The 10,449-nt window shown below is 35.9% G+C and carries 8 protein-coding genes; all 8 read right to left on the bottom strand.

The features are described 5' to 3' along the window. Window positions 1-267: 267 nt before the first annotated feature. Window positions 268-1,368 carry a cell division protein FtsZ gene (locus AUR67_RS06345; RefSeq protein WP_058584619.1) on the bottom strand — a complete coding sequence of 367 codons (1,101 nt, stop codon included), beginning with the start codon at window positions 1,366-1,368 and terminating at the stop codon, window positions 268-270. 64 nt (window positions 1,369-1,432) lie between these two features. After that, the gene (locus AUR67_RS06340; protein WP_082665585.1) at window positions 1,433-2,407 is read right to left on the bottom strand and encodes a WYL domain-containing protein; all 975 of its coding nucleotides are present in this window, start codon (window positions 2,405-2,407) and stop codon (window positions 1,433-1,435) included. 10 nt (window positions 2,408-2,417) lie between these two features. After that, window positions 2,418-2,984, bottom strand: coding sequence for a hypothetical protein (locus AUR67_RS06335; RefSeq protein WP_058584618.1), 567 nt, complete (start codon window positions 2,982-2,984; stop codon window positions 2,418-2,420). 147 nt (window positions 2,985-3,131) lie between these two features. Next, the gene (locus tag AUR67_RS06330; RefSeq protein ID WP_058584617.1) at window positions 3,132-5,123 is read right to left on the bottom strand and encodes a DUF262 domain-containing protein; all 1,992 of its coding nucleotides are present in this window, start codon (window positions 5,121-5,123) and stop codon (window positions 3,132-3,134) included. 8 nt (window positions 5,124-5,131) lie between these two features. Beyond that, window positions 5,132-6,592: a DUF262 domain-containing protein gene (locus AUR67_RS06325; protein ID WP_058584616.1), complete on the bottom strand. Its 1,461-nt coding sequence runs from the start codon at window positions 6,590-6,592 to the stop codon at window positions 5,132-5,134. Between the two features lie 101 nt (window positions 6,593-6,693). After that, a complete protein-coding gene (locus AUR67_RS06320) occupies window positions 6,694-8,172 on the bottom strand; it encodes a VWA domain-containing protein (protein ID WP_058584615.1) in 1,479 nt (492 codons plus the stop codon). After that, window positions 8,165-9,715, bottom strand: coding sequence for an AAA family ATPase (locus tag AUR67_RS06315; RefSeq protein WP_058584614.1), 1,551 nt, complete (start codon window positions 9,713-9,715; stop codon window positions 8,165-8,167). Before AUR67_RS06315 ends, AUR67_RS06320 begins: the two co-directional genes overlap by 8 nt. Window positions 9,716-9,726: 11 nt before the next feature. After that, window positions 9,727-10,257, bottom strand: coding sequence for a HEPN domain-containing protein (locus AUR67_RS06310; RefSeq protein WP_058584613.1), 531 nt, complete (start codon window positions 10,255-10,257; stop codon window positions 9,727-9,729). Window positions 10,258-10,449 lie beyond the last annotated feature (192 nt).

The raw sequence follows: 10,449 nt of genomic DNA, 5'->3' as shown, positions 1-10,449 counted from the left end.
CTAGACAACACTGACTACTACAACTTTCCCAGAGGTCGAGTTGTTTTTAATGTTGATCAAAATACCTCATACGTATATTTAGACAAAAGCTTGTTTAAAAAACATATAGTTAAAGAGATAAAAGCTAATTTTTCTTTACTAGATACAAATGTCAGGTTCTATACTGATCCTCATTACAATTGCTTTGGTAGTATTTAGAACAATTAAAATACTACCAAATAACTAAGCACAGATACGCAGAGCTAAATTGGTGGCAACCCTGTGAAACTACTTACCAGAGGGGGCTGGTGATTGACTACGTATAAAAGCCGGAATATCAAAAATATCACTTTGGCTAGATACAACAGCTTTAGCTTTTGTTGTTTGCTCTACTTTAGGTATTGTTTCATCTATGTTTTTGGCATGAATTAACTGACTTTTTGCACCTGTGGCTATGATGAGTATTTCAAAGTTATTTGCCAAACTCGTAATTTTAGAAGCACCACAAATAACCACTGCGTTAGGGCTAACTTGATGACGTACTGTATCCATTATGGTGTTGTAACTGCCTAATGAGATCTCATCAACACAATTGATTTGTACAATAACACCTGTACTTGTGCTCATATCAACACTGCTAACCAGAGGGTTACTCAGGGCTTGCGTAAGAGCCATTTGTAAATCGCTTTCATCTGCACACTTTCCAACCCCCAATACAGCATCGCCTTGGGCGTCCATTACTCTTTGAAAGTCACGCAGATCTACGTTAATTAATCCCTGATAACACAGCATATCAATGAGTGAGGTAATTAAAGAATGTAAAATTTGATTACTGTGCTTAAAGGCATCAAATAAGCCAATGTCATTGCCAAGCACCTCAATAAGTTGATCATTTGGTAAAGTGACAACAGCATTAGCGAACTGCTTTAATTCATCAAGCCCTTGCTCAGCTACTTTTCGCCTAAAATCCCCCTCACTGGTAAAGGGTAATGTTGCAATACAGATTACAGGCTTATTAAGATCTTTGGCTAACTTAGCTATGTATGGGCTAGCTCCTGTGCCAGTGCCACCTCCTAAGCCAGTTGCGCATAAGAGAATATCGCAACTTTTGATAAGCGTTAATAATTGCTCTTCACTTTCTTGTGCGGCGAGTAACCCTATTGCTGGGTCTGCGCCAGCGCCATAGCCGTTTGTAAGCTCAGCACCTATCAACACAAAATCATCACTTTGAGAGTGCTCTAATACAACCTTATCAGTATTAACGCAGTAAAACTTAGTTTGCGGGTTTTGAACCTCATTAAAAATGGTATTAACAGTGTTACAACCGCAGCCACCAATACCAAATACGCCAATAGACAAGCCATCTAAATTCTCAACTAACTCAAACATCATTGCTCCTCATTTTTTAAAGAGCATAACAACAAGGTGCGTCAATTTTTGACGCACCTAAAAGTCACAAGTTATAAGTGTTTGAAGCCTCATTTAGTTTTTTAATGATTCTGCTGCGTACAGCTTGAGGCTCTATTACCTCAAGCCAATGTGATGCTCTAAATAATTCACTTGTTAATTGCTCTGTGTCCTTCACATTGAATGTAAGCAGTGATGTTTGAGCATCTAACTTTTTCTGCTCTATTAACTCACCAAATTGTACAAACCCCTGATTCAATGAAGATTGAGACGGCACTTTGATAATCAACTTAATACTGTCCTGACGCTTTCCTTTATTAATCGCAGATCTTAATGAGCTTAACTGCTCTAAATTTGGTTCACGCCGTGTCTTTTGTAATACTTTCACATTACGAATACGATAAACTGGTATCTGATAGCACTTGTCATGCAGCGTCCCTACCATAAACTGCGCCATAAGAATTCCGTTGTCTTCTTCAAGACCATAGAAGCTAAGTTCAGTAAAAGCTAACCAGTGTGCCTGATCATATAAAACGCGATAAATCTCAGCACTAACTGAACGATTATGTTTTATTGCATGCTCGATTTGTTCAACAACCTTGCTGTCAAGGTTCACCTTAATCGAGCTATTATTTTCTAGGTTTAACCATTCAGGTTTGATGCCATTTAGTCGCTGTAATGCAATATCAGCTTTAGCATGAATTGTTTGTTTAATATCTACAGGGATATTCTGTGGCAGAAGCTGCTCAAGCAGTAAGTAATGCTGAGCAAGCTCAATACTGAGTAGCACTGAGCTTCCCCGCCAATCCTTACTAATAGACCATGCATAAGGTTTTGTTCGTGTATCTTTTTCAAGGCCAAAACAGCCTTGATCGTATAAAGATTGAAGATCACGCTGCAACATGCGTGTGGAGAGGTTAAAGCCACTACCAAAAAGCTTTTGTTTTAACTGAGTTATAGTGATAGAGCTTGGCTTAGAAGGCACAAGCTCTAGAATTCCTAAATGGCGCTGGGAGATCATCGTATAAAATTTAACTACCAACAACATAAGTTGTAGAGTTATAACTTGAGCAAGTTATTTTGAAGGTACCCGCCCCAACTATATGATTTAACACTTTTACATCTTGCTCTGCCGAAGTATCTTCTTTAGTAGCACGATGATAAAACGCCGAAAATGCTACAATTCCCTCTCCCCATGAAATCTCTCTAGTTGGGGCAACTATGGCATTGCAAAATGTCCTATGATATTTAAACAACTCATTTGCACCCAGGCCAACACTACAACTAGAAAAGCAAATACAAACACCTTTTAAATATGGCCAAGCTAGTTCATCAAACTCTTTCCATGATATAAAATCCCCATCAGTTAACTCAATTCCTTTATCACAACCATGCGCACTTATATGTACATAATTTATATTTACATTCTCGGCTAATTTTAATGCTTTTGCTAAATACTCTTTATTCACAACTTCAACATGTTTTGCTCTTACACGCTGCAGATTTAATACATCTTTCAATGTGGCAGCCTCATACCTATCATCAAAATGATCCAGCGCACCTCTAGATTCAATTATTAAGATTTCATTTTTTTTCATAAAAATAACCTAATTATTTTTCAGTGATTACCCCCTACCTTCACCTCTTAACTCCATTAACACAACTATATGTATACGTCTGAAATTTGTGTTGGGGTAGGATATCAATACTAATTTTCTTACTCTTTTATTTAACTACCATCATTGTTAATCAGAGTAATGCGTTTCTAATACATCTAGCATTCGCTTTTGATGAGCTTCAATTTCTCTCTGATCCCAACTGTTATTGCCTTTTTGAATAAACATGTCTCTTAGCTTTAACGAGTCGAAATGTTGCTTACGTTCAAAGTCAATTTGCTTTTTATCAACGTCTTGATTGCTATATGAAGAGTTTTCTCCAGGACTAAGTAACACAAGATTACCAAAGGCATTTAATGTTTCATCAGGTAGCTTACTCTTATACTCATCGTTTTGAGGATGAACATGCTCTACCGAATTTTTGGAGGTAATACGAAACTGTGTAAACTTATTTAATTCTTCAGTCTCTAGTTCATTTCGAGCACTATCAATTTTTTTCCAAAGCAGATACTCCAGCTTTTGAAACCAGTAATGCTCAAAACCAGTCCCCTTTGCTTCAGCAAAGTATTTTCTCTGCTCAGCCCACTTAGTCCTTTTGGGTTTTATTAAATTAGCTTGCTTGAAACTCGCTTCTTTTTGCGAGCATTTTGCTAACGACATCAGATTATCGATTATTTCAAGTTGCTTTAATGCTTTTTTGCCTTGCTTAAGACCTATCTCTTTTTTAACCAGTTTTGCAATAAACGGGGTTATCCAATATTGTGCGCTTCGCTCACCGGTAAAGTTACGAACACTTTGCAATAGTGCCAAGGCGTTAATTTCCTTGGGACCACGGTTTATATATTGTTTACCTTTAGATTGACTTGATGATTGAGAAGTTAATCCCAAATGAGCCTCTGGTGAGTCGTCTCGCTCTACCCACTTAACAATCCATGCATCGAATTGATAACGAACTTGCCACAGCATTTCAATGAACGACTTAACCGTTTCTTCATCTGATTCAATAAGCGGAGTAAAAATTTCTAGCAGTCGATCACTGTGCAACCTTGGCTCAATGTCAGACTCATTGTTTAACGCTAAATAAACACGGTAAGCATGAATTAAAAATAAAGGAAACTTGATAATTGAACGACAATAAGTGGTTTCAACATCTAAATCGTAAGTTTCAAATGCCTTCTGTTTTACGTTTTCTGGCGCTTTACCACTTGCCAGAACTTGGCTTAATTCATCAATACTAAAACCACTGTCATTACCACTGTATTCTTGCGATTCAGGATGATAAAAAATGTCATCATTAAACACAGCCAAATCTTGTGGCTCGATATTATTCCAGTCAACATCAGGAAAAACCTTACGCACGTTGCGTTCAAAGTAGTTTTCTAAATGCTCACAAGCAACCCACATAGCATCGTATTGAGCTTTATCACTTTTAATATGCTTAAACAGTTTTGCTTTTAAAATATCTGCTTGCTCTAGCTGAACACCTGCCGTATTCATGGTGGCAAACAAACGGTTCAAATCCATTTTTGCAGGTACAATATTGTTTACCCATTGCACATTGGTATAAAAATACCGTCCTAACTTTTCTGCTTTACTTTTATCATGTTTATCAAGGGCTTCTATGTGTTCGCTTAAAACCTTTAAAGCAACGCCAATTTGTTTAAGGTATTCGTTATTATTAATAACGTCTTGTGATGGCTTTTCATAACCTTTAAGTCCAGCAAGTCCACCTAACAACTGCTGCACCTGTTCACGAATAGCAAACTGCAGTCTTGGTATAGCATTGCCAGTTTCTGGTTTATAAATAGCTAATTCATTGAGGTCTGATTTAACCCCTGCGGCTTTAAAAGCAATAGCAATCAACATTAATGTAGTCGTGCGCTGCTGGCCATCAATTAACTCGTAAACTAAACCTTTCTTGCTTTCTAGTTTAGAAGAAAGTACTGTGCCAATAAAATAATGCTCATCTCCATTTTCATAAGCATTTTTAATATCAGTAAATAGTAATAATACGTCGTCATCAGACCAAACATAGGGGCGTTGATAACTTGGAATTGAAAACTGGTAGCCGCCATTAAAAACTTTTTCTAAGGTGAGTAATTCTGTTTGTACACGTAACATATTCAAAACTATTTATCTCCTAGTGAAGTTATGTGTTTGCTAAAAGTATCTGCAAACTCTTGAGCATATTCAGTTTTTGTAGCTTCACGCTCGACGTTTAAATTAAAAACTTCAATCACTTTATTGATAAAGTTTTGTTTAGTACTAGATTTTTGCTCTGTTGGGGACTTAACCGCATCTATTATGCCATCAGCATTTACGGTAAGTTTAAATTCATCTAAGAAGTAAAAACACTGCTCGATTGTATAGCTTTTCACGATCCAATCTAGCATAGGGGTTTCTTTTAAAAAGGCTGGAATAGATTTTTCCTTAACGGCAACTTGGTTGGATACTCGGCGAGAATAGACCACCCGAAATAACTTTTTCGCGGCTATGTCTAATTGCTCCTGCCCAAACTGACTAAGATAGAGTAACAGACTTGTATCAAATAACTGCTTTAAATAAGCACAGCCATCAAGTTTGCAAACAAAATCATGATAAAACTCGTCAAACGCAAAAAGCGTTTCATCATCATGGCTTTTGAATAAGTACTTCAGCCTTAATGACTGAAAGTACTCAAGGTAGCGTATCGTATTAGCACCGCTATTTAGTGGTTGCCTTAATTCGTAACCTACTTGTGGTTGCATTAACGTTTGAGCACCGTTGACTAAATAGGTTCTTGTAACTCGCCCAAAAGCAACATCGTCACCTGTTGCACTTGGGGAGAATTCATCAACAACGGCATCAACTAAAAGACGTTCTTGTTGATGCAACGGCATGGTTTTTCTTGTCGTGTCCTTTAAATCTTTTCGTAAGTTTAAGTATTCCCAGTACCGGCCACGTAACAGTAACTTTATGATAGGGTTAATATCATTCAAACTTTCCCATAACTCGGCATAATAGCGAGCTTTATTGGTCATATTTTTAGCTATTACATTTAAATGGTGCGCTTTGATAATATCAGGACCTTTTAAACGCACACCACCTGTATTTTGTGTTTCAAAGAAGCGATAAGCTTCGTCCTCACAGTTCGTTACAACTAAAGTAATATGAATAGATGAAAAATCAATTTTGTTAAGCTGTCTCTTTTTTTCTACTAGCCATCCCAAATTATGCTTAATTTGTTGCTGACTCTCAGGTGCCTTATAGCGAAGTGATAGGCCTTGAAACTCTTCTGTTAAATATGCAATTAATGCCATGGTCGTTAAACGCTGCTGACCATCAATCACATTTAATGTGCTTCCTTTCTGATGCAAAATAATACTACCTAAATAAAAAGGACAGCTTTCCCCATCAGAGAAGTTTCGTTCACCTCTTTGATAGTCCGTAAAATCTTGCAATAATCTTTGTATTTGTACTTCAGTCCAACGATAAGGTCGTTGATACTCAGGTATTGCTAACTCACCAGCAATTTCCGCTTTACTAGAACTAATAATACTTTTACCACTGAATAACTGCGTTAAAGTACAAGATGCGACTTCAACTGACATAAAACTCCTTATTAGCTTGACTAAGAAGTCTATCTTAGTCACGCAAATCCATTTATTTAATACAAAGACTTATAAAACACACTTCTGCAATGTAAAAATATTCAATCAATCCAACTATTAATAGCAATTAATTCAGAGATACTTGCGTGTTGAGGGTTATAAATCCATTCTTGATCAAATACTTCTCGAATCCGCTCACTTAAGTAACAATCACCAACAACCAAAGAGAAAAACTTATTCCCACATTGTTTTAATTCAGAAATTGAGTCTAATTGATTTTTTGGTAAGTTTCTCATGACAAAATCAGAAACAATTAGCAAATCAGCTTTGTTGTAAGTATTTTCAGTCATTAAATGCAAAGCATGAGAAATTGCAGGACCGACATCTGTACCACCATGGAACGACATAGATAAAAAATCTGTGAGTTTATCCAAGCTAAACCCTTTGGAAAGATCTAAAGTATTGATTGAATTTGAAAAGTTAATTATATAGCAGTCTCTATTCTTTGATTGTGCTTTTAGTGACATAACAAAGGCGACCGCTTTTGCAACAGTTTCAGGCGCACCTTGCATTGATCCACTAGTATCGATACATATAATAACAGGACCTTTTTGTTCATCTTCGTCTACAGCTAGAGCTTCATCAATTTCAAACTCTTCATCAACAAGTTGCTGACCAGACATTTCAAAACACATCAAGGATGATTCAACATACTTAAGATCAAATAAGATTGATGTTTCAATATCACTCAATAGTGCTAACTCTGAAGGGAGAGCGTGCTCAATATCTTTACTTAATTTAACACCTACAATTTCTTCTTTAGAGTTCGCATCTGTTACAACTGATTTTTGTATGAATGAATGCGTAACGGATTCAATTTTTTCGCTTTTTTCTGTTTGATTTAAACGCCCAAGCAAGTCTAAGAGCCTTTTAACTCCCTCATCATTAGATATCTGCTGCAACAAGCTTTTAACTCTTGATAAGTTATTTAGCTTTAAAGCTCCACTTGATAGATCAAGCAAAAAGCCTGGTTCGATACCTAAAGAACGAAGTAACCCAAGCATTTCATCAATGAGTTTTAGTTTTTCAATCAGGCCTTTTAAGAATTTTTTTCTTAATAGGGATATTTGCTCTAGTTCCCACTGCTCATACTGTAAGCTGAGTAACTTTTCCCACTCATTAGCCAATAAATTAACTGAAGTAACTAAATTACTTGTACTCACAACAGCATTAGCACTCAAAGCGACAGCATCATGCTTAATGCTCGCTAAGTCATTATCCCAAAAATTATTGTTATAATTAACGTTACTTTTAGAACACAAAACTTTGTATTGATTTAAAGCTAGTTCATATTGTTCTATAGTTAGGCTATCAAAATCTAGTGTTTTAAAAACATTCAGTTCATTTTGAGCTTCATAAAGAGGAAACTCTAAAATACAATGACGGTGGGACTTATTGGCCCAAGTTGTTAATCGCTCTTCAACTTGTAATGCTAAATTTGGAGCATACTTAAATACGCTTTGGTAATCATTATGTATATCAACGCGCATACTGTTCATATAGTCATCAACTTTACGCACTGCACAGCCCTTTTAAACGGTCACAATCTTTAATTCTTAATTTCAAATCACTTATTTGCTGATTTATACCATTTAGCGCAATGTTACACGATTGCTCAGACACAAATGGCGAGTACAAGTTAGCCATATATTCTGATTGTTTAGCCTCACATAACTCTAAAGTTATTCTCAAACTTTGTTTTAGTTCCTTAACTTCATTTTTTAAAGCGTCAATTAAACGACTATTTACGTTCTGTTTTTTTTGTCCTTTTGAGCATAAAATTTTAGGTGTGAAGTGAGCCTCAGAGTCATATCGCCCCTCTAGCCCTGTAATTTTAACATCGCAACTACCTTGACCATCAAATGTACACGTGTAATCCTTAAGCTCATTTCCGTTAGCATCTATAGGGTTAAAGGTGTCTTTACTTCTCATTTTATTAAAAGGTATATAGAAAGTCCGTGTTGTTGTTTTTGTTTCTCTTCTGTAGGTAAGGTTTTCTCGATAAGAAAATGTTTGCTTTGCTTGATAGTACTCTTTCCCATTAATATTATGTGTTTCGTACACATCTTTTTCATGAAAAATTTCATTTGTAATCTCTTTATCAAGCTGATCTTTCTTTCTATCAAGTTCAGCTAAGCTAAACTCTGAAGAAAAACCAGACTCTTCAATAGCAGTATTTACTATTCTTTCAACTTCTTCTCTGTTTGCTTCTGTTGTCCAAAGACAATAACGTAACAATAAAGTATCGCTATGATTGGTAACCTTACGGTTATTAAAAAATGCCGAGGCTTTAAGCAATTGGGCAGCTTTTTGCCAACGTCTGTCAGACACATAAACACCAAGCACTTCAAATTGTTCCAACAGCTCTTTTCTTATTAAATGAATAATTGTTAACGTATCTTGTGAAAGTTCAACGGTATCGATCTTTTTAAGCCAGCTAGCCCATTCATTATTCTTAATGACTACCTCATCAGCTACTTTAATTTCAGCGAGGGTTGGTTTGCTACAAATTAGGCTTTCAAAGTTTTCTTTTATCTCAATTGGTCCAACCATTAACCTGATAATAAAGCGATCGTATAAAGCATCTAAACCTTGGTTTTCTTCTGGTGTTTCGTTTGACGCTGCAATTAAGGCCTTTAAAGGGGTCTTTTCAAGCTCTTGCCCATTTTTAAAAATCCCCTCATTTATAAGCGTTAATAGACTATTTAATATTGCAGGACTCGATTTCCAAATTTCATCTAAAAACGCAAACTCTGCCTTCGGTAAATAATTTTCAGTTTTACGTATATATTGATCTTCTTTTAACGCTTTTATCGATACCGGCCCAAACACTTCTTCTGGAGTACTAAAACGGTTCATTAAATATTCAAAATAAGGCGAGTTATCAAATGCTTTAGCGATACGTCGCGATATTAAACTCTTAGCTGTGCCTGGTGGGCCATATAAAAATGTATTTTGCCCAGTTAGTGCTCCAAGTAATGCAACAGGGATTATCTCCTCACGCTCATGCATGCCAACAGAAATTTGATCAATTAATTTTTTTATTCTTATTTGTAAACTCATTATTTATTCCTTTAAATTTGTTCTAATGCTTTGTCTGTTGCTTGCGCAAGTGCTTTAAAAAAACGCACACACTTTTCTAGTTCATCTTTTTTGATTATTTGAGGCTTTGTAGTGTCAAATTGTACTCGATGCACTGCATCTCCCCTTTTATTAATCCATTTGTTGAGCTGTTCCCTCGCATCTTTTGGTAATACATTCGGCCACTTCCACTGCTCTGTAACATCTAGCCCAAAAAACTCTTCAAATAGTTTCTTAGTTTTATTTGAATTTGGGTTATGAAAAAACTTTAACCTTTCATGTAATTGCTTTTCAGCAAAACGACCGAATTGAGACCCTTTAATTAAAGCAAATTTGTCATCAAACCTTTCTGTTACAACATCTTCCACATAGGTTTCCCATGCAGTTAAGATCATTATCAGACTAGCTTTTTTCAATACATCATACGAACACAATTCAGGGTGATTATTTAAAGTTTCAAAGCATGTTAATAGCTGTTCTGCTTCAGATAGAGCTCTATTAAAGTTTTGTAATGAGAGAGTCATATTTTTCCTTAAACATCACTAACAACTGAGTGCTTGTTAGTTATTCCTTTTTTATAATATACAGAAGATTATCATTCTTTAATTCGCAAGCTTGCGAAATATTACTTGGTCTTAGACTGAAAACTTTGTAAAAAACAACGCGAAACTGGCTGTTATTTATTTTTAATGTAACTTGAGTTTGGTACCTCTTCA

Source organism: Pseudoalteromonas sp. XI10 (assembly GCF_001469895.1).
GTDB lineage: Bacteria > Pseudomonadota > Gammaproteobacteria > Enterobacterales > Alteromonadaceae > Pseudoalteromonas.
The sequence above is the reverse complement of the archived record's forward strand: the minus strand, read 5'-3'. Positions and strand labels throughout refer to the sequence as shown.

Excerpts from the sequence above, each read along its gene's own strand:
- AUR67_RS06340 (WP_082665585.1), bottom strand. The coding sequence starts at position 2,407 with ATGATCTCCCAGCGCCATTTAGGAATTCTAGAGCTTGTGCCTTCTAAG.
- AUR67_RS06325 (WP_058584616.1), bottom strand. The coding sequence starts at position 6,592 with ATGTCAGTTGAAGTCGCATCTTGTACTTTAACGCAGTTATTCAGTGGT.
- AUR67_RS06345 (WP_058584619.1), bottom strand. The coding sequence starts at position 1,368 with ATGTTTGAGTTAGTTGAGAATTTAGATGGCTTGTCTATTGGCGTATTT.
- AUR67_RS06335 (WP_058584618.1), bottom strand. The coding sequence starts at position 2,984 with ATGAAAAAAAATGAAATCTTAATAATTGAATCTAGAGGTGCGCTGGAT.
- AUR67_RS06315 (WP_058584614.1), bottom strand. The coding sequence starts at position 9,715 with ATGAGTTTACAAATAAGAATAAAAAAATTAATTGATCAAATTTCTGTT.
- AUR67_RS06310 (WP_058584613.1), bottom strand. The coding sequence starts at position 10,257 with ATGACTCTCTCATTACAAAACTTTAATAGAGCTCTATCTGAAGCAGAA.
- AUR67_RS06330 (WP_058584617.1), bottom strand. The coding sequence starts at position 5,123 with ATGTTACGTGTACAAACAGAATTACTCACCTTAGAAAAAGTTTTTAAT.